General features: G+C 57.7%; 28 protein-coding genes. 8 read left to right on the top strand and 20 right to left on the bottom strand.

Going from position 1 to position 26,504, the window contains the following annotated elements; genetic code table 11:
• Window positions 1–28: 28 nt before the first annotated feature.
• Window positions 29–1,459, bottom strand: a complete 1,431-nt coding sequence (gene dacB, locus QMG40_RS05815) for a D-alanyl-D-alanine carboxypeptidase/D-alanyl-D-alanine endopeptidase (RefSeq protein WP_283528985.1) — start codon at window positions 1,457–1,459, stop codon at window positions 29–31.
• A gap of 187 nt (window positions 1,460–1,646) precedes the next feature.
• Here dacB and QMG40_RS05810 point away from each other — a divergent pair, with 187 nt between their 5' ends.
• Window positions 1,647–2,135, top strand: coding sequence for an inorganic diphosphatase (locus QMG40_RS05810; protein ID WP_283528983.1), 489 nt, complete (start codon window positions 1,647–1,649; stop codon window positions 2,133–2,135).
• An 87-nt stretch (window positions 2,136–2,222) separates the two neighbouring features.
• Here the strand turns inward: QMG40_RS05810 and QMG40_RS05805 are convergent, their stop codons facing one another.
• Window positions 2,223–3,068 (bottom strand): HAD family hydrolase, encoded by an 846-nt coding sequence (locus QMG40_RS05805; RefSeq protein ID WP_283528981.1) that lies wholly within the window; start codon window positions 3,066–3,068, stop codon window positions 2,223–2,225.
• Window positions 3,069–3,281: 213 nt separating this feature from the next.
• Window positions 3,282–4,559 carry a serine--tRNA ligase gene (serS, locus tag QMG40_RS05800; RefSeq protein WP_283528979.1) on the bottom strand — a complete coding sequence of 426 codons (1,278 nt, stop codon included), beginning with the start codon at window positions 4,557–4,559 and terminating at the stop codon, window positions 3,282–3,284.
• Between the two features lie 51 nt (window positions 4,560–4,610).
• Between serS and QMG40_RS05795 the strand changes: the two genes are divergently transcribed.
• On the top strand, window positions 4,611–5,678 hold the full coding sequence (locus QMG40_RS05795; protein WP_283528977.1) for a diacylglycerol/lipid kinase family protein: 1,068 nt from the start codon (window positions 4,611–4,613) through the stop codon (window positions 5,676–5,678).
• Window positions 5,679–5,735: 57 nt separating this feature from the next.
• On the opposite strand, the gene QMG40_RS05790 is transcribed toward QMG40_RS05795, so the two are convergent.
• The 5 genes from QMG40_RS05790 to QMG40_RS05770 all read right to left on the bottom strand — a co-directional run bounded on the left by QMG40_RS05790 (window position 5,736) and on the right by QMG40_RS05770 (window position 8,264).
• Window positions 5,736–5,909 (bottom strand): hypothetical protein, encoded by a 174-nt coding sequence (locus tag QMG40_RS05790; protein ID WP_283528975.1) that lies wholly within the window; start codon window positions 5,907–5,909, stop codon window positions 5,736–5,738.
• Window positions 5,910–6,055: 146 nt separating this feature from the next.
• Window positions 6,056–6,238, bottom strand: coding sequence for a hypothetical protein (locus QMG40_RS05785; RefSeq protein ID WP_283528973.1), 183 nt, complete (start codon window positions 6,236–6,238; stop codon window positions 6,056–6,058).
• A 40-nt stretch (window positions 6,239–6,278) separates the two neighbouring features.
• Window positions 6,279–6,593: a helix-turn-helix domain-containing protein gene (locus QMG40_RS05780; RefSeq protein WP_283528971.1), complete on the bottom strand. Its 315-nt coding sequence runs from the start codon at window positions 6,591–6,593 to the stop codon at window positions 6,279–6,281.
• A 358-nt stretch (window positions 6,594–6,951) separates the two neighbouring features.
• Entirely contained in the window at window positions 6,952–7,893 is a 942-nt protein-coding gene (pheA, locus tag QMG40_RS05775; RefSeq protein ID WP_283528968.1) for a prephenate dehydratase, read from the bottom strand.
• 44 nt (window positions 7,894–7,937) lie between these two features.
• Window positions 7,938–8,264: a rhodanese-like domain-containing protein gene (locus QMG40_RS05770; RefSeq protein WP_283528966.1), complete on the bottom strand. Its 327-nt coding sequence runs from the start codon at window positions 8,262–8,264 to the stop codon at window positions 7,938–7,940.
• 101 nt (window positions 8,265–8,365) lie between these two features.
• Between QMG40_RS05770 and QMG40_RS05765 the strand changes: the two genes are divergently transcribed.
• The gene (locus QMG40_RS05765; RefSeq protein ID WP_283528964.1) at window positions 8,366–9,844 is read left to right on the top strand and encodes a peptide MFS transporter; all 1,479 of its coding nucleotides are present in this window, start codon (window positions 8,366–8,368) and stop codon (window positions 9,842–9,844) included.
• A gap of 96 nt (window positions 9,845–9,940) precedes the next feature.
• On the opposite strand, the gene QMG40_RS05760 is transcribed toward QMG40_RS05765, so the two are convergent.
• Window positions 9,941–10,180, bottom strand: a complete 240-nt coding sequence (locus QMG40_RS05760; RefSeq protein WP_283528962.1) for a hypothetical protein — start codon at window positions 10,178–10,180, stop codon at window positions 9,941–9,943.
• Between the two features lie 451 nt (window positions 10,181–10,631).
• Between QMG40_RS05760 and pgm the strand changes: the two genes are divergently transcribed.
• A complete protein-coding gene (gene pgm, locus QMG40_RS05755; protein ID WP_283528959.1) occupies window positions 10,632–12,275 on the top strand; it encodes a phosphoglucomutase (alpha-D-glucose-1,6-bisphosphate-dependent) in 1,644 nt (547 codons plus the stop codon).
• A gap of 32 nt (window positions 12,276–12,307) precedes the next feature.
• Here the strand turns inward: pgm and QMG40_RS05750 are convergent, their stop codons facing one another.
• Window positions 12,308–13,237 carry a cation diffusion facilitator family transporter gene (locus QMG40_RS05750; protein ID WP_283528957.1) on the bottom strand — a complete coding sequence of 310 codons (930 nt, stop codon included), beginning with the start codon at window positions 13,235–13,237 and terminating at the stop codon, window positions 12,308–12,310.
• 53 nt (window positions 13,238–13,290) lie between these two features.
• Between QMG40_RS05750 and QMG40_RS05745 the strand changes: the two genes are divergently transcribed.
• Complete coding sequence (locus QMG40_RS05745; protein ID WP_283528954.1) at window positions 13,291–13,602, top strand: ArsR/SmtB family transcription factor; 312 nt, start codon at window positions 13,291–13,293, stop codon at window positions 13,600–13,602.
• 18 nt (window positions 13,603–13,620) lie between these two features.
• Here the strand turns inward: QMG40_RS05745 and QMG40_RS05740 are convergent, their stop codons facing one another.
• Window positions 13,621–14,508 (bottom strand): class II glutamine amidotransferase, encoded by an 888-nt coding sequence (locus tag QMG40_RS05740; RefSeq protein WP_283528952.1) that lies wholly within the window; start codon window positions 14,506–14,508, stop codon window positions 13,621–13,623.
• A gap of 174 nt (window positions 14,509–14,682) precedes the next feature.
• Here QMG40_RS05740 and QMG40_RS05735 point away from each other — a divergent pair, with 174 nt between their 5' ends.
• Window positions 14,683–16,011, top strand: a complete 1,329-nt coding sequence (locus QMG40_RS05735) for a uracil-xanthine permease family protein (protein ID WP_283530097.1) — start codon at window positions 14,683–14,685, stop codon at window positions 16,009–16,011.
• A 78-nt stretch (window positions 16,012–16,089) separates the two neighbouring features.
• Here QMG40_RS05735 and QMG40_RS05730 read toward each other — a convergent pair whose 3' ends face one another.
• Genes QMG40_RS05730 through QMG40_RS05715 form a run of 4 tightly spaced genes read right to left on the bottom strand, consistent with a single transcriptional unit; the run spans window position 16,090 to window position 19,833 of the window.
• Window positions 16,090–17,205, bottom strand: coding sequence for a glycerate kinase (locus QMG40_RS05730; RefSeq protein WP_283528950.1), 1,116 nt, complete (start codon window positions 17,203–17,205; stop codon window positions 16,090–16,092).
• Window positions 17,206–17,244: 39 nt separating this feature from the next.
• Window positions 17,245–18,030 carry a glycerophosphodiester phosphodiesterase gene (locus tag QMG40_RS05725; protein WP_283528948.1) on the bottom strand — a complete coding sequence of 262 codons (786 nt, stop codon included), beginning with the start codon at window positions 18,028–18,030 and terminating at the stop codon, window positions 17,245–17,247.
• A gap of 21 nt (window positions 18,031–18,051) precedes the next feature.
• Window positions 18,052–18,861: an HAD-IIB family hydrolase gene (locus QMG40_RS05720; RefSeq protein WP_283530095.1), complete on the bottom strand. Its 810-nt coding sequence runs from the start codon at window positions 18,859–18,861 to the stop codon at window positions 18,052–18,054.
• Between the two features lie 33 nt (window positions 18,862–18,894).
• A complete protein-coding gene (locus tag QMG40_RS05715; protein ID WP_283528945.1) occupies window positions 18,895–19,833 on the bottom strand; it encodes a carbohydrate kinase family protein in 939 nt (312 codons plus the stop codon).
• Window positions 19,834–19,955: 122 nt separating this feature from the next.
• On the opposite strand from QMG40_RS05715, the gene QMG40_RS05710 reads away from it, so the two are divergent.
• The gene (locus QMG40_RS05710) at window positions 19,956–21,059 is read left to right on the top strand and encodes a GTP pyrophosphokinase (protein ID WP_283528943.1); all 1,104 of its coding nucleotides are present in this window, start codon (window positions 19,956–19,958) and stop codon (window positions 21,057–21,059) included.
• A gap of 150 nt (window positions 21,060–21,209) precedes the next feature.
• Here QMG40_RS05710 and QMG40_RS05705 read toward each other — a convergent pair whose 3' ends face one another.
• The 4 genes from QMG40_RS05705 to QMG40_RS05690 all read right to left on the bottom strand — a co-directional run bounded on the left by QMG40_RS05705 (window position 21,210) and on the right by QMG40_RS05690 (window position 25,004).
• Window positions 21,210–21,407, bottom strand: coding sequence for a hypothetical protein (locus QMG40_RS05705; protein ID WP_283528941.1), 198 nt, complete (start codon window positions 21,405–21,407; stop codon window positions 21,210–21,212).
• Window positions 21,408–21,563: 156 nt separating this feature from the next.
• Window positions 21,564–22,232, bottom strand: coding sequence for a response regulator (locus tag QMG40_RS05700; protein WP_283528939.1), 669 nt, complete (start codon window positions 22,230–22,232; stop codon window positions 21,564–21,566).
• A 350-nt stretch (window positions 22,233–22,582) separates the two neighbouring features.
• A complete protein-coding gene (locus tag QMG40_RS05695) occupies window positions 22,583–23,752 on the bottom strand; it encodes a sensor histidine kinase (RefSeq protein ID WP_283528937.1) in 1,170 nt (389 codons plus the stop codon).
• 208 nt (window positions 23,753–23,960) lie between these two features.
• Entirely contained in the window at window positions 23,961–25,004 is a 1,044-nt protein-coding gene (locus tag QMG40_RS05690; protein WP_283528935.1) for a proline racemase family protein, read from the bottom strand.
• Window positions 25,005–25,276: 272 nt separating this feature from the next.
• On the opposite strand from QMG40_RS05690, the gene QMG40_RS05685 reads away from it, so the two are divergent.
• On the top strand, window positions 25,277–25,546 hold the full coding sequence (locus tag QMG40_RS05685; protein ID WP_283528933.1) for a WXG100 family type VII secretion target: 270 nt from the start codon (window positions 25,277–25,279) through the stop codon (window positions 25,544–25,546).
• 145 nt (window positions 25,547–25,691) lie between these two features.
• Here the strand turns inward: QMG40_RS05685 and QMG40_RS05680 are convergent, their stop codons facing one another.
• Window positions 25,692–26,495 carry a substrate-binding domain-containing protein gene (locus QMG40_RS05680; protein ID WP_283528931.1) on the bottom strand — a complete coding sequence of 268 codons (804 nt, stop codon included), beginning with the start codon at window positions 26,493–26,495 and terminating at the stop codon, window positions 25,692–25,694.
• Between the last annotated feature and the right edge of the window lie 9 nt (window positions 26,496–26,504).

Below are 26,504 nucleotides of genomic sequence, written 5' to 3'. Positions count from 1 at the left end.
CGCCTGCTGGCCCCTGCGCCCTGCGCCCCTAGCTTGACGCCAAGACGCTCGCGGCTCTGTCAACCACTGACCGGGCGGGGATGGGGCCACCGGTCAATCCGTTAGCCATCATTGAAAAGACAAGCAGGCGCCCTTGTGAGTTCACTACGTAGCCTGACAGCGATGTGACAAGGTTCAAGGATCCGGTCTTGGCGCGGACCAACCCTGCCCCGTCAAGCGATGGTGCTGAAACAAACCGGTGCGCCAAAGATCCTGTGAGCCCTGCGATGGGAAGGCCAGGCAGGGCCTGGCCAATCTCTGCTGCCGGGTCGGCCAACATCAGAGACAGCATCTGAACTAGCTGCTGGGAGCTGATCAAGTTCCCGGCTGCCAGACCGGAATTATCTGTGATGGAAATACCTGTCATCTCCAGCCCCAGCTCCTGAACCACCTGTCGAACCGCGGCCACTGCCCCAGAGTTACTGGCTTCCTTGCCCAGTTTCGCCGCCGTCATACGGCCAAGAACTTCGGCTACGTAATTATCCGACTCTTCAAGCATGTACCTGACTTGTTCGGTGACACTGGCCGATTTCACGGTCCCAAGTACCGCACCAGGCTGATTTGTCCCCGCACCATCAGCCGGAGGAGGTGCCTTGCCTCGGGTGATGGCCCCGGTTGTTTTAACTCCTGCATCCTCCAACGCCTGTGCAAACGCTTCCGCCACGGCAACAGCCGAATCTTGGGGACGAGGACCCGATAAAACTCCCGGGATATAGCGTCCTGCATAAAGTGCCATGGGGAAAATGGGGGCAATCTCGCCTACCTCAACATCACCATCACCCCACTTGGGGTTCAATGCGGGTCCCGTGAACAAAGTGTCATCAATGCTCAGCGTTGCTGGACCTGTGACTCCCGCCGTTGCCAGAGTTTTAGCGGTTTGCTGCGCCAAGGTGGCCAGTCCAGCGTGCCCCATCGTTGAGTCCGCTCGGCTGGCACCTGCTGTCAGCAGCGAATCACCACCGGCTAATAACACAATCTCATTGGCCTTGGACCCTGCTATGGCTTGGGTACTGAACTGTGTGCTTGGTCCGAGCGTTTTAAGAACGGCACCCGCTGTCAAAAGTTTCAGGTTAGAGGCAGGAGTCCTGGCTTTTTCGCCGTCCTGGGAGAACAGCGTCTCGCCTGTCAGCGCATCGGTGACGTACATGCTGAAGGTTCCCTCGCCGTCGAACATCAAGGCTTTCTTCAACCCGGCAGAAAGCGCACCAGGATCGGGGATGGGCGCGGTGGCCGCAAGCGGGGAGACACCGGAAATTTCGCCAAGTGATGTGGGTGCCTGCTGTGCCGCCGGCAGCACAACTACCGAGCCCGGGTCAAGCGGGAAGAACGCCGGGATCACTTGCAGGCCCACGGGAACACTCACAGCGGCGAGTGCACATACGAGCAGGCCGCTCGTCACCACTTTTGACGTGCGTCCCATACTGCAGGCAATTCCTTCGTCTGTGATGGTCCCTGCGTGCAATTGGCTGCAGGAATTGGGCAATAATGGGCCTAGAAGGTCCAGGCGGGTTTCGGCGCAGCGAAAGCGCCTATATCCTCAGTCTAGACGGAATTTTTGTGCGCGGGCTCGCCCGGTCTCGCACACCAACATATTCAGGAGCACAACGATGAAGCACGACGTCACTATCGAGATCCCCCGTGGATCACGTGTTAAGTATGAAGTTGACCACGAGACCGGCCGTGTACGCCTGGACCGTGTGCTGTTTACGTCCATGGCGTACCCCACCCATTACGGCTTCTTTGATGACACTCTGGGCGAAGACGGCGATCCTCTTGACGCACTCGTGATGCTGCAGGATTTTGATCTGCACCCGGGCGTAGTTGTTGATGCCCGCCCCATCGCAGTTTTTAACATGACCGATGAATCCGGCGGAGACGCCAAGGTTTTGTGTGTTGTTGATGACAAGCGTTTTGATCACATCCAGGAGCTCTCCGACGTGGACGATTTCTTGGTCAAGGAAATCGAGCACTTCTTCACCCGTTACAAGGATCTGGAACCCGGCAAATGGGTCAAGGCTGCGGGCTGGGACAACCGCGCCGCCGCGGAGACCGAGCTGAACGCATCCATTCAACGGTTCAAAGACACCCAGCACTAATTATTTCCTGAAACAAAAAAGCGGCGCTCACCTTCACAGGTGGCGCCGCTTTTCAACCCAAAAGGGCTCGGGCCAAAAGGGCTCGGGCTAGAGCAGGCTGTGCAGGATGGTGGCCAAACCGTCGTCGTATACGGAGGCCGTAATCTCATTTGCTGCGGCTCTCACGTCCGGTTCGGCCTGGCCCATGGCAACTCCCCTGCCTGCCCAACGAAGCATATCGATGTCATTGGAACCATCACCCACGGCGACTGTCAGTTCCCGAGTGATGCCCAGCCTCACGCGCAGCTTCTCCAGCGCAGAGGCTTTGGTGACGCCCATTGCGGCAATGTCCAGCCAGGCGCTCCAACCCACCGCGTAGGTCACCCCATGCAGGCCGGCTGCGGCAATGGCGGCACTAAATTCTGCCGTGCTGGCCTCGGCAGAATTGACCACAACCCGCACCGCCTCAGCTTCTAGCAAGTGATGGAAGTCCACCCCGCGGGCTTCAATGCCGAAACTGGGGTCTTGGAAACGGGAGGTTGAGAGAAAGTCCCCATTGGCATCTTCCAAGGCAAAGCGCGCGCCAGGGATTTTTTCTCGCAACGTGGTCAGGGCTAGTTTGGGGCTAAACGTTTCGCGGTCAATAATTTCATAGCCAAGATCCAGTGCGGGATCCAGCCGGAGGGTCACACCGCCGTTGGAGCACACGGCGTAGCCGCGGACCAAGCCCAGTAGCTCAAGGACGGGCAGCACTGCGCCTAAGGAGCGCCCGGTGGAGATAATGACCTCGTGACCGGCTGCGACAACGGCGCGAGCAGCATGCCTAACAGTGTCGGTCATTACTCCGTCATGGTCCACCAGGGTGCCGTCTACATCAAGGGCCACCAGGAAGTTCTGTGTTGCTATTGACCGGTCATCGATGCCAGGTTTTGCGGAATTTGCAGTAATTGTCATACCTCAAGTAGAACAGAGCGTGCTTTGAAGTTGCCATGGCGTGGCCCACATCATTGAATGAACAGTGGGTAAATAGCTGCTACTGGGCCTAGGAGTGAGAGGAGTTAATACTCACACTCTTATGCACACTGTGAGTATTAACCCGGTGTTCACCTCGCGGCAGAAACCTGCCACAGACAGCGCCAGCAGAAACAGGCGTTAGTAGCGGTTCCACTACAGGACCGGGAACACTTCCATGCCACCCAAATATTTGCGCAGCGCAACAGGGACATTGACGGAGCCGTCGGCGTTCTGGTGGTGTTCCAGGATGGCCACGATCCAGCGAGTGGTTGCTAGCGTGCCGTTGAGTGTAGCAACCGCGCGGGTGCCACCCTTGCCGCCGTCGTCCGCTGCGAGGCGTTCGCGGATATTCAAACGGCGTCCCTGATAGCTGGTGCAATTAGAGGTGGAGGTCAGTTCACGGTAGTCCCCCTGTGTAGGAACCCATGCTTCACAGTCGAACTTGCGGGCTGCGGAACCACCCAAATCACCTGCCGCCGTATCAATGACACGGTAGGGCAGCTCCACCTTGGCAAGCATTTCCTCTTCCCATGCGAGCAGGCGCTGGTGTTCCTGCGCGGCCTTCTCCACAGTGGTGTAAACAAACATTTCCACTTTGTTGAACTGGTGGACGCGAATAATACCGCGGGTGTCCTTGCCGTGCGAACCGGCTTCGCGGCGGTAACAGGAGGACCATCCGGCGTACCTGAGGGGTTCCTGAACGTTGATGATTTCATTGCCGTGGTAGCCCGCAAGAGCCACCTCGGAAGTGCCCACCAAGTACAGGTTGTCTTCGGCCAGGCGATAAATTTCTGCGTCGTGCTCAACATCAAAGCCTGTGCCGGCCATGGTTTCAGGCAGGACCAAAGTGGGGGTGATCATGGGTGTAAAGCCGGCCTCGATGGCCTGGTCCATAGCCATCTGCAACAACGCCAGTTCCAGGCGTGCGCCCACTCCCTTAAGGAAGTAGAAACGCGAACCGGAAACCTTGGCACCACGTTCCATATCGATGGCACCGATGAGTTCACCGATTTCCAGATGGTCTTTGGCCTTGAAGTCCGGGAATTCACGCGGGGTACCAACGGTCTTCAGGACGATGAAGTCATCCTCGCCCCCCTCGGGGACACCTTCTGAGATCAGGTTGGCCATACTGCGCAAAAGCGAATCGGCCGTGGCAGCGGCCGTATCAGAAGCGGCTGAGGCGGCCTTTACTGCGGACGCCAACTCCTTGACCTCAGCCAGAAGAGTTTGCTTTTCTTCACCCTTGGCTTTCGCAACTTTTTTACCAAACGCATTCTGCTCGGCGCGCAGTGCCTCAAAAGAGGTAATTGCGGCCTTGCGGGCGCTATCAGCGGCGATGATGGAGTCCACCACAGACGGTTCGGCACCGCGGGCACGCTGGCTGGCACGGTATATTTCAGGATTTTCGCAGAGGTCTCGTACATCGATCACTCCCTTAGCCTATCCAATCAAAACAACTTCACGGGATAAGATTGGATAATCATGCCAACTGAAATACTTGTAGCCATCATTGTGGCGGCCATTGTGCTCGCCGCTGCCATCAGCTGGCTGGGTGTGCGCAAACTCGCCCAGAAGCATACCCGCAGCGCTGTGGGCGATTTCCCGCACAAGATCCATCTTGCAAAACAGCAGGTTGTGTTTATCTATAACCCCGCCAAGCATGGGTCCACGGACGCCAAGACGCTCATCACCCGCTCCGTGTCGAAAGCTGGCTGGCCCGCCCCCATTTTTCTGGAAACCACCGTTGAAGATCCTGGTTTTTCCATGGCTGCTGCGGCGCTGGATGCCAAGGCCGACGTCGTTATTGTGGGCGGTGGTGATGGCACAGTTCGCGCTGTGGCCCAGACCCTACGGCATACCGAGGTGCCCCTTGCCATCATTCCCTTGGGCACCGGGAACCTGCTGGCCCGGAACCTGAAACTGGATGTCACTGACATTGCTGGCAACGTCCAGATTGCCTTGTTTGGACATCAACGCCACATAGATGCCGGTCTGATGGAAATTGAGGATGGCGTCACAGGGTCCGTCTCCAAACATTCTTTTATGGTGATCGCCGGACTCGGCATGGACGCCGACGTCATGAACGACACCAAATCCAAGCTGAAAGCGCACGTAGGCTGGCTCGCCTACAGTGAGGCCGGGCTGCGTCACATGGCTGGGGCGCGCAAAAAAGTCAGCATTGCTTTAGATGATGAACCGGCTCAGCAGCGCAAGGTCCGTTCGGTGCTGTTTGCCAACTGCGGCTTGTTGCCCGGTGGCATTGATTTTGTTCCTGGCGCTTTGATTGACGACGGCGTCCTGGACGTTGTGGTGATCAGCCCACGCAGCGCTTTTGGCTGGATGGCGATGGCAGGCAAGGTGGTATTTCAGCACAAGAATCACTTGCCGGTCATTGACTTTTACCGCTCCCAAAATCTGGTTATTCGCACAGTCATGCCCGTTGAGACCCAGATTGACGGCGATCCCACGGGCCCTGCCACGTGCGTGAAGGTCAGTGTGGAAACCAAAGCGGTCTTGGTGCGCGTGGCCGCGCCCAATAATCCCGTGTAGCGCCGCCAGTTCAGCCCCGAAGGATTTCAGGGCCCGAGGCATCAGGGCCGAACGGGATCAGTCGGTTTCGGGGCGCTGCGATTGTTCATTGATGAGGCGTTGCTCTTCATCGAAGCGCAACTCATTGGCGTCGTCGCCCTCATCCCCCACCGAGGTATCCGGACCCTCATCCTGATCAGGATTGATGATAGTGCCGTCCTGGTGGCTATCTTTGGCTCCTTGGGCGTCCATGGCTACCAGCCCCTTTCTGTTCCTGCTGTGTTTTCGCTCGGTGCCCGGCTTATTCGCCGAATACTCAAAGCATAGGCTTGCTGAGCTCCGGCGGGAAGTAACACACCAAATCACGCTTTCTGGGTTAGCGCCCAGTCGCCGTGGCGCTACGGTCCCAACTCTTCTTCACGAAGACGATCCGCAAGGTCCAACTTAGTGTGTGTGGGCCAACCAGCATCCGAATATTTACGCTTAACCGGCTCGAAGTATTCCCGAGCCGTGCCATACGCAACCCCGGCTTGGAAGGCTGTTGCCGCCAAAGTGGCGCCGGAGGCATAAGCGCGCAACACCAGTGCTTCCTGGCTGGAGAGTTCCGGACGCGGCTCCCGCTTATCGGTGCTTATTCCCGGTGCTGAGAAGGAACACCAGTTCCGGGCTGACTTCAAGTGTTCCTGCCGCGGCGTCCCGAATGGCTTGTAGTAGGACGTCTAAATCGTTGTCTTTAATGATGTATCCGGCAGCACCGGCACCCGGCATGGCGAAGACTTGTGCCTGATCAGGAATGGTGGAAACCACAAGTACCGCGGCACCGCTGCCCAGAACTCGACGGATCTTCTGTGCAGGTTGGCAATCATCTTGCGAGTTAAGATCAAGCAAAACATCCTCTAGTGGCTCCATCCATGCGGCTAAACCCTGCATAAGCATGCGGTCATCATCTATCGCCGCAAGCGGATCATGCCGGCCACCGCAACTTCAGGGCGTCCCGTGCCGGTTGACACCAGAGTCAAGGCCCGCCACTGCAGCGCATGCCTACGTGTGAGGACCGTGGTCCCCCCAAGTAACCCTAGGGCCAGATCGAAACACAAAACCTGACGTCAACCGGCGGCTAACTGGTAGTTAGTTGCAACAACGTTGGCACCGTCAATGTGGAGGGCTTCGCCAGTTCTGCTGGCGCAGCAACGATCTCCACAGTCAACATCCAAGGGGATGCGAACGCTGTGAACTACTTAGGCGCCAAACCCTGGGTCACAACCAAAGGAGACGCGAACCGCGTCATGCCTGGCTAGCCGCGGAGCGACTGAACCCAAGCGGTTGCATCCTCAAAGGCTGAGTCGGAATTATATGGGCGGATCAGTGGCGGGACCTTGTCTGCCCGGGGATAAGAACCCAGGAAGCGCATGCCCGGGCTTACCCGGTGCAGACCGCGCAACGCATCGGCCACGCGGGCATCATGGATATGGCCGTCAACGTCAACACTAAAAATATAGTGGCCTAAAAATTGTCCTGTAGGGCGGGATTCAATACGACTCAAGTTCACGCCGCGGCTGGCAAACTGCTCAAGAATGGCCATCAACGCCCCAGGGTGGTCTTCGGGCAGCGGAATGGCAAGAGTAGTTTTATCCGCCCCTGTCGGTTGGGGTAGTGAGCCGGGCTGGCCAACCAGAACAAACCGTGTCACGGCTCCCAGGTTGTCTTCAATGCCTGAGGCCAAAATCGTGAGTCCGGTTTGTGCAGCCACCAATGGGGCGCAAACCGCAGCTTGGAACGCGTCGGTACCGCTGAGCAGCGCGTGTGCGGCAGCCGCTGTTGAATTTGCCGGCACATGGGTTGCCAACGGCAGGTGTTCGCCAAACCAGTCTCGAGTTTGCGCCCAAGCGTGCGGGTGAGTTCCCACAGCGGTGATGTCAGAAAGCCCGATCCCGGCAGGTGCTACCAGCACAAAGCTCACAGGCACCACCACCTCATGGAGGATTCGTAGCTCCACGCCGTTGGAAATAGCATCCAGAGTTGCTGGCACGCCACCCTCAATGGAGTTCTCAATCGGCAACATCGCAGCAAATGCTTCACCGGCGCGCACCTTGGCCAGCGCCGCGGCGGCGTTGGTTGAGGGAATCCTCTTCGCGTTGACCGCCCCTGGTACTTGCAGCAGGGCGGCCTCGGTAAACGTCCCCTCCGGCCCAAGGAATGTCAGGGGCAGGGAGGAAGCATGGGGCACCGAAATCATGGAAAACCTGTCTACGAAATTGAGGCTAACAATTCTCTAATGTTCTAAAGAACGCGCGGGGGTTCCCCGTTAGTGGAGATCATGGGCTTCTGTGCTTCAAACCATGCGCCCATGCCGCCAACCACATTGAAGGCACTGTAGCCGTTTTGGTTCAGCCACGTGGTGGCCCGAAATGAACGGCCTCCTGTACGGCAGATGATGTTCAAGTCAGTGTCGGGATCGAGTTCTTCCAGGCGTTCAGGCAACTGCTCCAATGGGATATGGATAGCACCATCAACGTGCCCTGCAACCCATTCATAATCTTCACGGACATCTAGAATCACCGCGTCGCCACCTAGTTCGGCAACGGTGACATTCATGATCTCTGACATGTGTTTTCTCCTTGGATCTAAAGCTCAATACTGGTTAAGGGTAGCCCTGTTCAGACATCCCGAATGTGAAGATCCATGACAGTAGTGCAAAAATTGGTTTTGTGAGCTCACCAAACAGCCCCGCCGATTCGGCCAAGGCACCCCCAATTACCCGCGACACATCCTTCTTTGGCCAGCCCAAAATGCTGCTGAACCTCTTCAGCGTTGAGCTGTGGGAGAGATTTTCCTTCTACGGTATGCAGGGCATCCTTGCGTACTACATGTATTACTCCGTCACCCGCGGCGGGCTTGGCATCGACGAGGGAACCGCCCTCGGGATCGTAGGCGCCTACGGCGGTGGCGTATACCTTTCCACGATTCTTGGTGCCTGGGTTGCCGACCGGCTACTTGGCTCGGAAAAAGTACTCTTCTATAGCGCCATCATGATCATGGCCGGCCACCTCTCACTGGCGCTGTTGCCGGGCGCGGGAGGCCTGGCGGCTGGCTTGATCCTCATTGGTGTGGGCTCCGGAGGGTTGAAAGCCAACGCCACCTCACTGGTGGGCACTCTCTACTCCAAAGACGATGACAGGCGTGACGCCGGTTTCTCAATTTTCTACATGGGCATCAATATTGGCGGACTCATCGGCCCCCTGGCCACAGGCTGGCTTCAGGTCACCTGGGGTTTCCATATTGGCTTTGCCGCCGCGGCCGTCGGCATGGCTTTTGGTCTGCTCCAATATGGGCTGACCCGTAAGAATCTCCCCCAGAGTGCGCATGAAATCCCCAACCCGCTGCCGAAGTCGCAGTACGGCAAGTTCGCGGGGTTGGCCGGCGCCACCGTGGTGGTCATTGTTGCCGCCGTAGTGCTAAAGCTTATTACGGCCGAGAATCTCAAGTGGGTCATCGTGGCCGTTGTCATTGTGGCCACGATCGCCTACTTTGCCGTTATTCTCGCCAACAAGAGCGTGACCGGAGACGAGCGCAGCCGCGTATATTCCTTCATGCCGCTCTTCCTTGCCAGCGCCGTTTTCTGGTCCCTTTTCCAGCAGCAGTTCACTGTCATTGCCCTGTACTCTGACAAGCGCCTTGACCGGACAATTCTTGGTTGGGAGATGCCTGCCAGCTGGGTCACCTCCATCAACCCGGTGTTCATCATCATCCTGGCCGGGGTGTTCGCTGCCATCTGGACCAAGTGGGGTCCGCGCCAGCCAGGGACCCCGGTAAAGTTCTCTGTGGCACTGATTGTGATGGGGCTTGCCTACCTGACCTTCATTCCGTTCGCGGGTATGGCCGCGGTGCCGCTGATGGCGATTGTTTTGATCCTGCTGCTGTTCACGGTGGCTGAACTGATGCTCTCCCCTGTGGGCCTGTCACTGGCCACGAAGTTGGCACCTGCTGCATTCCAGACGCAGATGGTGGCGTTGTTCTTTCTCTCGGTTTCGCTTGGTACGGCCATGTCCGGCGTACTGGCCCAGTGGTACGACCCAGCCAATGAGACCCCATACTTCCTCGTTATAGGACTGGTCTCCATTGCTTTCGGCGTACTGCTGTTCGCGGTAAAGAAACCGATCAAGAAGTTGATGAGCGGAGTTATCTAGCGTTTCCTGCACGAACCAATGAGGGCATCCACCTTTTCGCTTTCGCGTCAGGTGGATGCCCTCATTCGTTAAAATATATGGCGCCTATCAATTCTCTTAATAAGAGCTGTAATCTGTACCAACATCGCTCATGACTATGGCAAAGAAAAAGATATAAAAAGCGTAGATGACGCCCCATATCAGCAAGGCCAAGTAATTAGTGATCAATCCGGTGATGGAAAAGGCGCGACCCTGCGGGCTTTCCCTGCGCAGGCCTATATGGCCCAACACGATGCCAACAATCTGCGGGACAATCATGAAACCAACCAGAATAAGTGAGCTTAAGCCCAGGATCATACTGGTCAGGCTAAACCCCCGTGGGCCACTGTTGACACCCACGTAGCCTGGCCCGCCCTGATAATACGTAGGGGCAGAGTATTGCGAGCCCGGGGGGTTCTGGAACTGTGGTTGGCCGTATTGAGGAGCCGGCGCATTCGGGAATTGCTGCTGTCCTCCGGAATAATTATCCGTAGCAGGTGGTGTCTGATACTGCGGCGGCACCGGCGGGGCAATGTACCCCGGGGGTGTGTAGTTGGCGGGTTGCCCCGGGTAAGGTTGCGGCTGCTCCGGCTGATTCGACACTGCTATCTCCTGCTGAAGGTTGATCCCGCGAGCGGGAAACGTGCGGGGTAAAGTTGCCTCCCATAGTAGTGCAGCAATTGAGTTACGTTGGCAGCACCGCTTAGAGCTAGTTTCATAATATGGTCAGCGGGTGCCAATACACCCCATGCTCTGGCATGCTGTGAGCATGGCTAGCCGCGCGGGCACTGTTGCCCTTCCCCAGGACCTTATTGATCTTTCCACGCTGATGGATGCGTATTACGATCTCTCCCCCGATCTTAGCGATCCGGCACAGCGTGTTGCGTTCGGCACGTCCGGGCACCGTGGCTCCTCGCTGAAAGCCTCCTTCAACGAAGGCCACATAGCAGCCATCACCCAGGCCATTGTTGAGTACCGGGCAGGGCAGGGAATCACGGGGCCGCTCTTCATGGGCAAAGATACCCATGCGCTCAGTGAGCCCGCACAAAACACCGCCCTTGAAGTTTTGGCCGGGAATGGCGTTGAGGTGCTGATTGATGCACGCCACGGTTACACACCCACACCGGCGGTTTCGCATGCCATTCTCAGCCATAACAAGGACCGCAGCGAAGCCTTGGCTGACGGCATTGTGGTGACACCATCTCACAACCCTCCCGGAGACGGTGGCTTCAAATACAACCCTCCACACGGCGGACCGGCCGATTCCGACGCCACGGGCTGGATTGCCAACCGCGCCAATGAACTTCTTGAAAACGGGTTACGCGGGGTAAAACGGGTCCAGCTCCCCGAGGCCTTGGCCGCTTCCACCACCGGCAAATTCGATTTCCTCTCCAGTTACGTCGATGACCTCCCGTCGGTACTGGATCTGGACGCCATCCGTGCCGCCGGAGTCCGGATTGGCGCTGACCCCATGGGTGGCGCCTCGGTGGATTACTGGGGTGAGATCGGCGAACGCCACAACCTTGACCTAACGGTGGTCAACCCCACAGTTGATCCGCAGTGGGCCTTTATGTCCCTTGATTGGGATGAGAAAATCCGTATGGACTGCTCCTCCCCCTTCGCCATGGCCTCACTGATCAACAAGCTCAAGGACGGCGCTCCTTACGACATTGCCACGGGGAACGACGCCGACGCCGACAGGCACGGCATCGTCACCCCCGACGCCGGTTTGATGAACCCCAACCACTACCTTGCAGTTGCAATCCAGTACCTTTACACGCACCGTTCCCAGTGGCCGGCAACGGCCGGTGTTGGTAAAACACTTGTGTCCTCCTCCATCATCGACAGGGTGGCGGCGGACTTGGGCCGCAAGCTCGTTGAAGTCCCCGTAGGTTTCAAATGGTTTGTGCCCGGTCTGCTCTCCGGCGAAGGTGTTTTTGGCGGGGAGGAATCAGCCGGCGCAGCTTTTGTGAAGAAGGATGGTTCGGTCTGGACCACGGACAAAGATGGCATTCTTTTGGCTCTGCTGGCCTCCGAAATCACGGCAGTCACAGGCAAATCCCCGTCAGTCCACTACCGTGATCTGACAGATCGCTTTGGTTCGCCGTCGTACGCCCGCATTGACGCAGCCGCCACCCGCGAGCAAAAGGCGGCCCTGGGCAAGCTCTCAGCCTCCGACGTCACAGCCACCACCTTGGCCGGCGAAGCAATTACGGCAAAGCTGACGCAGGCTCCCGGTAACGGGGCACCCATTGGCGGGCTGAAGGTCACCACCGAAAACGCCTGGTTCGCGGCCCGCCCTTCCGGCACCGAAGACGTGTACAAGATCTATGCGGAGTCTTTCAAGGGAGCAGAGCACCTCGCTGAAGTTCAGGCAGAGGCGAAGGCTCTTGTGGACGGTGTGATCTCATAACCTCCCCGGGGACCAGGGGCCCATTAGTGGATTTAGTGGTGAGCGCCAAGCTCATGTTCGGCGTGCCCGGCAGTTTCAAGCTGGAACGTTGAGTGCTCAATGCTGACCTCAAAGTGGCCTGCTACGCACCTCTGGAGGGCATCGAGCATCTGCGGCACGTGGCCATCGTAAAAGCACTCATCGTCAACCACCACGTGCGCAGACAAAATGGGCAGCCCGGTGGCAATCTGGCTTGCGTGCAGGTCATGGACACTGATCACGTGCCCGATGCCCAAAATGTGTCTGCGGACTTCGTCAAGGTCAAGACCCGACGGGGTAGATTCCAGCAGCACACTGATGGTCTCCAGCAGCAACTTCACGGTGCGCGGCAGGATCATCAAACCTATCAGCATGGCCACCACGGCGTCCGCCTGCATCCACCCAGTCGTGGAGATCACGATTGCCGCCACAATCACCGCCACCGACCCGAGTGCGTCGTTGACAACTTCAAGGAACGCAGCCCGCATGTTGAAGTTTTTGCTGCGCCCGCCCATCAAAACGAACATCGCAATGATGTTGCCCAGCAGACCAATCGCCCCAAAAACGATCATTTCGTTGGAGGCGATCTCCGTGGGGTTCCACAGCCGCTGGACTCCTTCAATCAAAACGAAAAGTCCGACGGCGAGAAGGATGGCGGCTTGTGCTGTTGCGGCAAGAACCTCCGCGCGTGCAAATCCCCAGGTGCGTTTGCTGGTTGCCGGGCGTGTCATTAGCCGGGCTGCGAGCAGGGCCATGGCCAGTCCGCCCGCATCGGTGAGGACGTGAGCGGAATCAAAGAGCAGCGCCAGTGATCCCGTAAGGATTGAACCAATGACTTGAAAGATAAAAACCAGCAGTGTGATTCCCAAAGCAATGCCAATGCGGCCCTGGTGGCTTTCACCGGGGGGTCCCGCGTGGGAATGAGAGTGACTATGAGCAGACATGCCTCAATAGTACATCCAACGATGAATTCAGCAAGTACTGTATGATATTGAGAATGAAGCCCATTAGCAACGCAGCGGTACTAGCCCGCTTTGGCTATGCTCTCTCAGACCCCACGAGAGCAGAAATCCTGATGGCCCTGGCCAAGGAACCCCAGTACCCGGGCGATTTAGCTGACCAACTAAACGTTTCTCGCCAAAGCATCTCCAACCACCTCTCCTGCCTGCGCGAATGTGGACTGGCGGTCGCTATCCCGGAAGGACGCCGCTCGCGGTATGAGCTAGCCCATCCAGACCTGGCGCACGCTCTCAACGACCTTCTCGGCGTCGTACTTCTTGCCAGTGAAGGCCACATACCGCACCCGTAGCGTGTTCGCCGTGTCTACTTATTGCAGCGTAGGGCCGGACCTATCAAGAGTGCCCATGGGCAGTTCCGCTGGGACTAGCCGCAGCCGGCGGGCGGGCTTTTGCGGCAAGGTGTAGCTGCTGCTTAGGCCCAGCCCCACGTCAATATGGAGCAGCTCACCTGGCCCCATCATCCGCCAGCCAGGATCGCTGCTCATGGGTTCGGTGGCGATGATGACCGAGCGCTTCCGGGCCAGTGCGCGGCTGTGTCCGTGGATTCGGCTGCTATCTATTGCCAAGGATCGGCCTGCTCCATTGCCACCGGGTGCGCGCTGAAGAACATGGAGTTCGTGCGTTTGCGGATAGCGCAGTGCCCATAAGTCCGTGGCAGTACTGATGATTAAGTTCAAACTATAAACCGGCAGGTTCTCGGCAATCCAACCCAAAGCCGCCTCAATGCCGGCCGCCACGTTGCCGCTGTGGCGCCTAGTTTCTAATGTGATCAAAGCAAATATACGTTCACTGTCAGTCTGCCCGCGAACAAGATCGGCCCCGCCAAACTCGGCCACCCGCGCGTCAAGCTTGGCTAGCTCCCCACATGCGCCATTGTGAGCGAAAATTCGGCCATCCTGCTCAAATGGGTGAGTGTTCACCTCCGTGTGCGCGCCAGTGGTGGCATACCGAACATGGGCCACAAAGGTGGTGCTTTCCAGTTCCTTCGCCGCCGTGGCGAATTCTATGTCCTTAAATGCGGCGACGGCCTGTTTGGTTATGACAGGGTCTCCGCGCGCCGTAAAGACCCCAATCCCAATCCCACTCCCGTCAGGTTCCCGCCGGCTCTGCACGGCAAGACTGAGTGGAGCTTTAAGCAGCCAGAACGTGGCCTTGACCGGTTCCGCTCCGGCATGCATTCCAAAGAGCCGACACATACCGTGATCCTAGCCCCCAATGCAGCCGCGCGGGAGCCCGGAGAGGCACGGAACTCACAGCTCAATTCAAGCACCATGCCCGGCTCAGCCGCCTTGCGCGCCCGAGAGCGAACAGGCTCCGATATTCTTAGCTGCGGGCTGCACGGGCCCAGGACTAGAACTGGAGAAGCTGAGATGAGTTTGCTGGGCACAAAATGGAGACTCCACGGAGATGGTAAAAGCATCCAGCCGGGGCAGGTTGTTGGTCCTGATGAACGGCTGAGCTGGCCACGAACTATCGGCATTGGTTTACAGCACGTGGTGGCAATGTTTGGCGCTACATTCCTGGTCCCGCTGATCACCAACATGCCGCCGGCAACCACGCTGTTTTTCTCCGGTATCGGCACCTTATTTTTTCTAGTCCTAACCCGGGGCCGTGTCCCCAGCTACCTGGGTTCAAGCTTTGCCTTCATCGCTCCCATCTTGGCCTCGCAGCAGCAGTTTGGTGTGGCGGGCGCTCTAGGCGGGGTGGTTATCGCCGGCATTACTCTGGCCATCCTTGGCCTGATAGTGCAAAAGTTTGGCTCCGAGTGGATCAACCGGCTCATGCCAGCCCCCGTCACGGGCACCATTGTTGCCCTGATCGGGTTGAACCTGGCTCCCTCAGCGCGAACAAATTTTGAAGCAGCCCCCGTCACAGCGATCATCACACTGCTTGTCATCATCCTTGTCAGCGTATTATTCCGTGGAATCCTTGGCCGCTTAGCCATCCTTGTTGGCGTAGTGGTGGGTTACGGCGTAGCGGTGCTGCGCCACGAAGTGGACTTCTCCAAAATCCATGAGGCTGGGTGGATCGGTCTGCCACACTTCCAGACCCCCACGTTCCACTTCGCAGTGCTGGGCCTGTTCATCCCCGTAGTCCTGGTACTTGTGGCCGAGAACATCGGTCATGTGAAGTCAGTGGCTCTTATGACGGGAGAGAACCTTGACCCCTACGCGGGCCGAGCCATCATCGCAGACGGCGTCGCCACCACCCTGGCAGGGTTTGGCGGCGGTTCCGGCACCACCACCTACGCGGAGAACATTGGGGTCATGGCAGCCACCAAGGTGTACTCCACAGCGGCCTACTGGGTGGCGGGAATCGCAGCATTTCTCCTGAGTTTCTCACCCAAGTTTGGCGAATTGATCGCAACAGTTCCACTGGGCGTTTTGGGCGGAGCCGCAACCCTGCTCTACGGCATGATCGGCGTGCTGGGAGTACGCATCTGGGTACAGAACAAGGTCAGCTTCTCCAACAACATCAACTTGACCACGGCTGCCGTGGCGCTCATTGTGGGCATCGCCAACTTCACCTGGTCCGCGGGAAACCTCACCTTCGAGGGTATTGCTCTGGGCACCGCCGCCGCGCTGATTGTTTATCACGGTATGAACGCACTGGCGAAGTGGCGCGGAACTGCCACAAATCCACTGGATCCTGAGATTGACGCCACTGCTCAGGAACCGTCAATAGAAAAGACCACCTAGCCCCTGCGGTTGAGGTTGGAGATGATGACACCCCGGAGGACCATGGGGTGTCATCATCTCCAACCTCAACCGGGAGTTTCAGATACCGTTAAGCGCCTCTGAGGTGGCGATCGTGGTGTACCGTGCCGCATCCGAAAGGGCCGCCTCGGGCGAGCCCGCCACATCCGTTGCACTGACGGCAGCCACAACTCCATGCTCGGCCAATTGCGCGGGGCTCACAGTGATTCTGCCAGCCACTACCACCACCGGAATCCCCCTGGCATGGGCGGCATCGGCCACTCCAAGCGGTCCCTTCCCGGAAAGCGACTGTGCATCAAGGGAGCCTTCTCCGGTAATGACAAGATCGGCGCTTTCAAGGGCTGTTTCCAGGTCGATCAGGGCTGCAACCAAGTCAAAGCCGCGTTCCACTGTGGCATTGGCATAGGCCACAAACATGGAGGGGAAGCCACCGGCTGCACCGGCGCCGGAGATATTGATGTTGGTGCCAGTGGATTCCCTGACCACCGATGCTAGGTTGCGTAAACCAGCATCGAGATGTTCGACGGCGTCCGCGTCGGCTCCCTTTTGTGGGCCAAATACATGCGCAGCACCCTGGAGTCCGTACAGCGGATTATCCACATCTACTGCCATCCGCACTTTAACCCCTGCCAGTCTCGGATCAAGTCCCGAAGCATCTACTGCCACCACGTCCACCAGCGGACCGCCGCCTAGGGGAACTAGATTTCCGTGTGCATCCAATAATTTAAGCCCTAGGGCGCGCAGGGCTCCGGTTCCGGCATCCGTCATGGCAGAACCGCCCAAGCCAATAATAATTTCCGTGGCCCCAGCTTCCAGCGCGGCGGCAACCAGCTGACCGGAACCGTAGGAGTGCGCCCGCAGGGAATTTTCAACAGTGGGCTCACTGAGCAGGTAGCCGCTGGCCTGAGCGGTTTCAATGACGGCCACAGCGGTCTTCTCCTGAAAGCCCCACACAGCAGCCACGGGTTTGAGAATGGGGCCAATCACAGTGTTTAAGCGTTCCGAAAAGCCGGCTGCGACAGCAGCCTCAACGGTACCTTCCCCGCCGTCGGCGATGGGAAGGGCAGTCACCACCGCGTCAGGGTAAACCCGCAGAGCACCTTCAGCCATGGCCGCGGCCGCTTCCGGGCCGGTGAGGGTCCCCTTGAACTTGTCGGGGGCAATGAGGATTCGCATGCCTCTATCCTGCCACCGCTCACCGACATGGCTCAATGATTACCTCCAGTAACCTCGCTGGCGCATAACCTCGGCGAGCAGGTCTGCTCTATCCGTCATGATGCCATCCACCCCAAGCTCAAAGAGTTCATGCATTTGTGCCGGATCATCAATAGTCCAGACATGGACCTTCAGACCCATCCGGTGCGCCCGGCGCACCTTTGCCCTGCTGGCAAGGTTTAGCCCCCTGTAGGTCCTGGGAATCTGCAGCACATCGACCTCACGCATGATGAAACGGGTGAGCACCCTTGGCAACAACGGGGTCAAAAGGTAGTACGTCAGAAGTAGTTTCATTCCAGCCGAACTTGCCACCGGACGGCTCAGCCGCGCAAGCACTTGACGGCGGCGCTTGTCTGAGAAGGAGGCAATACAAACGCGCTCATGCAGGCCGTAGGTTTCAATCGCCGCAACGAGGGGTTCCACGGAACCAGCATCCTTCACATCCACGTTAAACCTTGCGTTTGGCAACGCGGTAATGAATTCTTCGAGCGTGGCAATCGGCTCCCTGCCGCCAATCCGGGCACTTCTCACCACCGAGTGCGGCAACCGTGCAATGGTGCCGGCCAGATCCGTGGTGCGGTCAAGGGTTGCATCGTGGAACACCACCCCAACCCCGTCAGAGGTGGTGTTAATGTCAGTTTCGAGGTATTCGTAGCCCAGTCCCAGCGCTGCTTGAAACGCAGTCAACGAATTTTCCAGGCCGTCCAAAGAAAAGCCACGGTGTGCAATAGCAAGTGGCTGTGCTGAATCCAGAAAAGGCTTTACTGAATTGCGGGTTGTCTTCATTTTCGATTATGCCTTGGTCAATCAGGCCAGGCGCAGCGCAGCCAGGCGGGACTCGATAACTTGGGCCACGCCGTCGGCCTCAAAACGAGGTGCACGCAGCGCTGCAGCTGCGAGCGCTTGGGGGTGACCACTGGCCATCGCATAGCCAGCACCGGCCCAACCCAGCATTTCAACGTCGTTTGGCATGTCACCAAATGCCACCACGTCAGCGGCCGCAATCCCACGGGCGCCAGCATATTGGGCCAGTGTGACGGCCTTGTTCACTCCTAGTGGACCCATTTCAAGCAGGGCCATCTCGGGAGCTGAGTGGGTCACTGCAAGCAGCGAGCCCACCCTCGGGGTCACGAGCTCCATGAATTCATCCGCGTTGCCAGTGTGCAGAACCGCAAGCATCTTCACGATCCCGCTATCCGCCATGTCGGGGGTGAGAACCTGGGACATGAAATCGGCACGACTGGCAGGGGCGCGTGTGCCATAAAACCCTTCTTCAATATGCAAACCGGCCAAAGACTCTAGGGCAAAGTAGGGTTTGGCAGCCAATTCAGTGACGATGTTGCGGACCATCTCCACCGTGTCCCAGGTAAGCACATGGGAATCAAGGACTTTTTCGGTGCCAAGATCATACGTCACAGCACCATTGGAGCAAATAACAGTGCCCGTGTGCCCAATCTGTTCACGGATAGGATCCAGCCAGCGCGGCGGCCGGCCCGTCACAAACACAATGTCAATACCCGCTTCGGCCGCGGCCAAGAAGGCCTCCACGGTGCGGTTACTGATCTTTCCGTCGTGGCCCAAAATAGTTCCGTCAATGTCACTGGCAATTAAACGCATACTCAAGGCTATCCAACTTCCCTCACGTGCGGCTCACGTACGCATTTCCGCACGGTTAGGTGGGTTGGCTCCAGCCCGGGACACGGTCATGGCGGCGGCTCGGGCCGCGTAATTAATCACTTCAGTCAAAGTTGCGGTTCCTATGGCACGCAGATCGGGGCGCCGCTGAGCCCCGTCCAGCTCCCTGTCAACAAGTGCTGACAAGAGGGCCGCCATGAAGGAATCTCCTGCCCCGACTGTGTCCACAACCTTCACCAGAGGTACCGCACAGGCACTCTCACCGGCCGCACACACCGCCCATGGGCCATCACCGCCCTGGGTTAGAACCACGACGGCGGGACCTTCAGTACCGCCCAGAGCAAGCCAGTTGCGGGCCGATTCCTTGGGGTCAACGCCAGGATAAAGCCAGGCGAGGTCCTCATCGGAGGCTTTGATGACATCTGCCAGAGAAACAAATTTCTCCGCCTGCTCCCGGGCATAGTCAACGTCGCTGATGATACTGGGGCGGCAATTGGGATCGTAGGAGATGGTGGCGTGAGGGTGTGAACCCATGACTGCGGCCAGGACCTGCTCGGCGCCCGGTGCCAGCATGGTGGCGATGGAGCCGGTGTGGAGCAGGGTTGTCCCGGTCATCATAAAGTTGGGTTGCCCCTCAGCCCCACCCATCTCCGGCAGGGACCAGTCAAGCGCGAACTCATACGTTGCGGCGCCGTCCGCATCCAAGACCGCCCGGGCCACGGAGGTTGGCTGGTCATCAGGGGCTATGGGCACCATGACGTCATTGGCTCGAAGATGGCCAGCAACCATATCCCCATAAGCATCACGGCCGAACCTACCAAGGAACTGAACGGGGTGTCCCAGGCGGGCCAACCCGACGGCCACGTTCATGGGGCTGCCGCCCACATGCGGCTGTGGATCCTTGCCAGTATCTACCACTTCATCAACTAAGGCTTCACCAATAACTGTCAACATGGCACTAGCCTATTGCCCGTGCGATTGAAACAGCTGTCCGAACCCGTGCGTTATCCGAATATTTGTGTCATAGTCGGCGATGCTGCTCGCCTGGGGCCAGCTCGGGAGCTTAGGCTCAATGTATGAGTAGTAACTGGGAACGCCTCGATGAATCACTGCGCCCGGCTGTCGCTGCTTCGGTGGCTGACTTTGAACGGACGTTGCCGGCTTTGCAGCGAGTCACCGCTGAAATGGAATCCCTTGTCAGGGACGTTCTCAGCGAGGCCGAAGACAAGCCACTTTTTGTTACCAGCCGCACCAAGAGCATTGATTCTTTCAGGGAAAAAGCGTCCCGGATGGTGTCCGAGCCGGATGCCGCCCCTGCCCTGCAATTCCCTGAGCCGCTGCGTAACCTCACTGACATGGTGGGTGTCCGGGTCATTACCACTCTGCCTGGCGAAAACGCTCTTGCCGCAAACCTGATTAAACGCAAACGAAACATTTTTGATTGCCGGGGCGACACGGAGAAGGACATTGGCTCCATTGAGTCCGGCACTTATGGTTATTCCAGCCGCCACTTGATCCTACGCACCATCCAAAACGATGTAGTGCGGGCCTATCAGGAACAGCTTGACCCCGGTAGCAAAGCCAATGGCAGCTACTTTTTTGAGTGCCAGATCAGAACTATCTTTGCCCATGCCTGGAGTGAAATTGAGCACGACATACGTTTCAAGTCCCAGGATCCGCGGGCGTGGAGCCCGTACTTTGACAGGCAGTTCACGGCCACCGCGGCCATGCTTGAGACAGTTGAGTCGGCGTTTTCTGAGCTCCACGACAGGTATGAAACTGTCACAAGTTACTGGGACACCGAGGGTGAAGGCAATATCTCACTGACGCCGAACAGGATCAAGGCTGTGTGGCAGACCCTGCTGCCTCACGTTGATAGGAAGTCCGACGACGACTGGGGCTGGTCTGCAGAACTCGTGGCGGCCCACGGACTAGGTAAAACAGTGGACCTTGCAGCACTTCTGCAGCCCGAAATTATCTCTAATGTGCGCAAAGCCCTGGACCACAGGTACTCCCCCGGTCCTGACAGGCTCCTGGATGACCTGCTACTGTGGCAATTCGGTGAAAGCCATATTGATCTCACTGCCGAAGACCCTTCATCCGAGGCGACCCCACGCCGAGACAGCCTAATTCGCCGTCATCAGCAAATGCAGCGTTACCGCAAAGCCCAAGGGTTCTAGCGGACTAGTTTGGCAATGAAGAGAGTCGCCTGTGCACTATCAGGATTTCTCCTGATAGTGCACAGGCGACTCTCTTTTGCTGCATAAAGCGCGCCAACTGCAGCACTGCGAACGTAAGATGCGTTGCGGACTAGCTGCTTTTCGGTGTTTTCAGCACATACGAAAGCCAAAGACGTTGCATGGAACAAACCACATGCCGTAAGTAGTGGCTACATTGCCAGGTTTCATTGCAATAGTGGTGTTACTGGTATTAGGCGTGCTGGCCTGGGCAGGAGACAGCCCGGGTGCCAGAATCAGACCGGCGGCAAGAACTGCGGCAACGCCGACGGAGGCAATGGGGTTTTTCATGAGGAAACCTTTCAGGATCAATGATGTGAATCACCATGACATGGCTGGTCCCCAGCTTAGGGCCACACTTGAGCCAAAAGGACACCTAAAACCTTATACACCCCTGTCCTTTTGGACAGTCTTTTTTACCCCTCGAACTTCCCAACCGAACGCACCCTAAGCTATGACTCCCGTGCGGAGTGCTGTGATGACAATCTGCAACCTATCCCGCGCCGAGAATTTACGCCCCAAACGGACCAGGTGATATTTCACCGTTGATTCCGAGAGGTGTAAGGCGGAAGCGATCTCACTGTTGCTTTGCCCCTCGCACAGCAGCTTTAATACGTCTTCTTCTCTGTCTGAGAGTTCAACGGCACTTCGCTGCCTGGTGGCAGGTAGGCTCTTGCGAATGTCGGCAACAAGCAGGTGCGTGACACCCGGGTCGATAGGGCACTCTCCCGCATGCACTTCTCTGACCGCTGCCACGATGCGCTCGGGCTTGGCATCCTTGACTACGTAACCGCTAGCTCCGGCAATGAGCGCGGACTTGAGGTACACATCGGAAATATGGCCGGTCACAACGAGTATGCGTACCTCTGGCAGCTCGGCCACTATTCGTCGGATTGCCGCAATGCCATCCATGACAGGCATTTGAATGTCAATGAGCATGACGTCAGGATGGTGTTCGTGAGCCAACCGCACGGCCTGTGCGCCGTTCTCGCCTTCGGCTACCACCGATACGTCAGTTGCCTGGGACAGGTAAGTGCGCAATGCGCCTCGGACGAATTTTTCGTCATCCACGATGACCACGTCAATTGATTTAGTTGCTACCGCATTCAAAGTCATGGTCACAGTCTACGTACCTAGATTTGCGATAATGGCCATAAGAAAGGCCAAAGGTACCAGCAACTCTCAGCGAGTCGGCGTTGTGGGAAAAGAACCGGCTGGCCAAATTCCCGCCGGCTTTGACCCGCCCTGTTGTCCCGGACGTCCGGCTCCAAACAAGTGCAATTCATTCATGGCCTTCTCCTTTGATGAGGCAGGACCTCGTAAGCATCATTTAAACATTGTGCTGTCATCAGCCCGCGCATTTTATTACGCTATGCAAGAAGAAGCTCGTATTCAATGCTCTATGGTCAAATCTGACCAAACGGACGAGGGAATAAGGCACTAAAAAACAATGACTGGTCAAATAGTCACATAGGACGGCCCGAAAGCGGCAACACGACGCGCACACGCCACCACCCATCTACGGGTCCAGCCTCAAGTGTGCCGCCCAATCGCGAAGCCCGTTCTCGCAGCCCAGCCAGCCCAGTGCCGGAGACCGGCAGGCCCGGCTTACCGGGGGTCATTCGGTTTTGAACGCTTAGTTCAATGAATTCTTCTTTTACGTCCACGCGGATATCACATTCGCTACCACTGCCGGCATGTTTGACGGCATTAGTCGCACTTTCCTGCAGTACCCGCAGGACAGTGGAGCGCAACCCATTGGGAGTCCGCTCCAAGTCTCCGGATGTTGTGACACGTGTGGGGACACTAAGTCCATTGAGCATCTTCTGCGCATCGGCAATGCTCTGTGCCAAATCTATACAGGCCGGGTTGGGCGAAACATCAGAGTCCGTTCCAGGTACGCCTTGGGGAACCTCATCGGCGCGCATTGTCTGGAGAAGCCTGCGCAGGTCATCAAGTGAGTTCCGCGCCATCCCACCAATTTCGGTCAAGGCATGCGCGCGGTCACTCTCCTCTTTAGAAATCGTGCCAAGGTTTGCCTGCACCGCAATCATTGTCAGCCCATGAGTAACAACGTCATGCAATTCACGCGCCAATTCCATGCGCTGTTCAAGGGCCGCCTGAGCGGCTTTTTCCTCTGCTTCCTTTTGAGTGCGTTCAACCCGGAGGGCCTTCTCTCTCAAGAGTTTTACCGCTAATCCTGGTGTTATGAGCAGCAACGTGGCGAATAAATAGGCCCAAAGTGCCGCCACGCTCAGCTCTGAGACACCAAATATCCAGACAATCTGCCACGCGAGAAAAAAACCAACTATAACTGCCAAACTTCGGGTGGAGACTCGGTATGCGGCAACGGCAAGCGCCCCAAACGCCAAAATAAGTGCACCGCCCGGCTGCGTGCTTGGGTACATGGCTGCCAGCATCACCACAAAAGCTATAGCTGTCAGGCGCGGCCAGAACGCGATTGTCATCCATACAGCCCAGTAGCTGGCAGTGCCGGCCAGCGCCCACCAGGGAAACGGTCCAGTCTGCGCTTTCATGATGAACAGGCGCGTATCATCAACAGCCGAAACAGTGACTAGAACGGCGACAAGGAAAGATACCCACGCCGGAATCGGTGAACTGCCAACTTTCAGCACACCGGCATAGTTCGAACTAACCCGGACCTTCTCCGGTATTAGGCGCAACTCAGAACCGGCCCTTCAATGAAACTAAGGCATCCGCGAGCTGACAAAGGCATGCAGGAAGCCCCTGAATGGTGAAACTGGATGTGTTCATTGACCAATCGTCCCAGTTTTTTCCCATAATGTACCGTTTCATACCGTATTGCGCTGTCCGCGCGGCACATCACCGCAGTACAAACCCCAATCCCAGCTCATCGTCAGCGTCCAAAGTGAATTTACCTTCGCCAACAGGGAAGGACCGGCCACTGACTTCAACCACTACACTCTCACTTGAGCCGCCCAACTTCTCGCCCATGCTGCCAGTAACCCTGTCAACAACTCGGGCGGTGAATCGAGTGTCAATAATTGAATAGTTTTCCAGCACGTCCCCGTCCGCCAGTTGCCCAGAATCGCTCAGCAACGCCACCCGGGCGGCAGTTCCTGACCCACTGGGCGACCTGTCCACTTGCCCATCAGCAAAAACGCTCACATTGCGCTGCGCAAGTCCGGACCCGGATTCTTTGACGGGCTCGTGGAAGATCGTGCCAAAAATACCTTCCAGTTGGGTGTTCCCCGGGTGCTGCGCTGCCGGGTGCCCCGCTAGTGCGCCCGCCACTTGGTGCCCGGCGGAAACCACCTTCGCCAAGTTCGACGGCGTGACCTCAAGACCCGCAGCAGCGGCAGAAACCGAGGCGTACAGAGCTCCACTCCATGCCAAATCAACACGCAACAACCCAAAGTCCGCGGTTTTCACCTTAATGTCTCGCGCCACAACGTAGGAGGGCACATTGTGAAATGCCACTTCCCTGACTTTGCCGCCACCCATCGTCACCCGCGCCGTGACGCGACCCGAAGGAATATCAATCACAACGTCCGTCTCGCCGTCGTCCGGGGCCCTGACAAGTCCACTGCGCACAGCCCACGTTCCCAACGCCATGGTGCCGTGTCCGCAGACAGTGGAGAAACCCTCACGGTGCCAGAATATGGCGCCAAAATGGGCCCCGGAGTCATTGGGTGGCACCACAAAGCCACCGTACATATCGGCATGCCCGCGAGGCTCGTTGACAAGGAGCTTCCGAATTTTATCGGCATCCCCTGCAATGGCATTTTCGCGCCGTTCCAGCGCGGTACTTCCAGAAATGTCGAAAGGCAGGGCCGGGACAATCCTGAACGGCTCACCTGCCGTGTGATAGTCAAATGTTTCAATTTCCCACAATGCCGCTTTCACAGTCGTCTCTCCTTTGAGCTGACAAACTCTGGCGTGGGCGGGTCCTAGGCCATTGCCGTCAATATGGCACGGTGTATTTGCCCTGTCAATGTCCAGTCCTGGACACCGCTGCGTAGGCCGGTGCCGGATGGGTAGCGCTGCATGGGTAGCGCACCCCATCGACGGCTGTGGCCAAGTCGGGATAGATTCTAAGTAATCGCTCGGCAGGAACTCTCCGGTCGCAGTGAAACCACAGCGGTAATACCGCAAATTTTTAGTGAAGGAAGTGCATCATGGCAGCTGGAATGATTGGTAACGATCCCCAGGACATGGCCGATTTGGCCTCAAAGCTCGGCACCGCCATTGACCAGATCACTCAGGTCATGTCTACCCTGGACAGCAAGGCACAGTCCGTTCAGTGGGAAGGCCCCGACGCCACCCGCTTCAAGGGCACCCAGTGGCCCACGTCCAAGAAGTCACTTGCCCGCGTCATCAGCGACCTCGGCGACGTCAAGGTCATTGTGAACAAGCAGAAGCAGCAGCAGCTCGACGCTTCCAAGTAAGCACAGCTCACAGAAGCACAGCAAGAACCAAAGCGCTGGTTTCCGCCCATTGGGCGGGAGCCAGCGCTTTGGTTTAACGCTATTTGCCAGCTAGTGCCGGTTCGCTGCGCAAGCTACACCGACACGCGAAAGCTGCGAAGAAGCGCTAGCGTCGCCCGCGCTTTTGCGCGCGAGCCTTACCGCCAGGCCGACCGCCGCCGCGCAGGTTCGCCCCACTGGACTTGCCCTTGGCCGCGCCGGTGCGGGCCTGCGTCGAACTTTTTGCGACTTTGGCACCCTTTTTAGGCGCGGCATCCTGCTTCGCCTGAACGGAGGGCTGGCGCGAGCTATTGGCACTACGCCCGCGCACCACACCAATAAACTCTTGGATCACTGCCTCATCGTCTGCAGACAACGGGACAGGGTTGTCTATCCAGGCCAGCCCAATGCTCGTTTCTGGCACACCGTGCAGCAGTCGCGAACGCAAGGTTTTCCGGCTGTAGTGCCTGCCCACGGACATTGGCAGGATGAGAATACCCAGGCCAGCCTCCACCAGATCCAGTGCTTCCTCAATCCCGGCCATGGGAGGCAGCGGTTTGCGGGTACCTGCCGCAATTTCGCTAGAAATATCACGCCATTGTGGGAAGTCATCGGGGTCGGCAAGCAGATATTCATCCGCCAGATCCGCAACATCAAGCTCGTCGAAGGCGGCAATGGGGTGATCCTTAGGGGCAACGACAACCGAGAGTTCGCTGTACAGCGGGATCACGTGCAGCCCCGTCTTATCCACGGGCAGCCGCACAAAAGCCATGTCGACCTCGCCGGCCCGCACGGAATCTAACTGGCGCGTTTCCGGCACAGGGTGCGAAACTAAAGGCACGTCCGGCATACGCTCCTGCCAGCGGTGGATCCACTTTCCAGGGGTCACACCCGGGACAAAGGTCACTGTAAGTTCGCGGAATTCAGGCACCTGTTTACC

Source organism: Arthrobacter antibioticus (assembly GCF_030063205.1).
Lineage (GTDB): Bacteria > Actinomycetota > Actinomycetes > Actinomycetales > Micrococcaceae > Specibacter.
The sequence above is the reverse complement of the archived record's forward strand: the minus strand, read 5'-3'. Positions and strand labels throughout refer to the sequence as shown.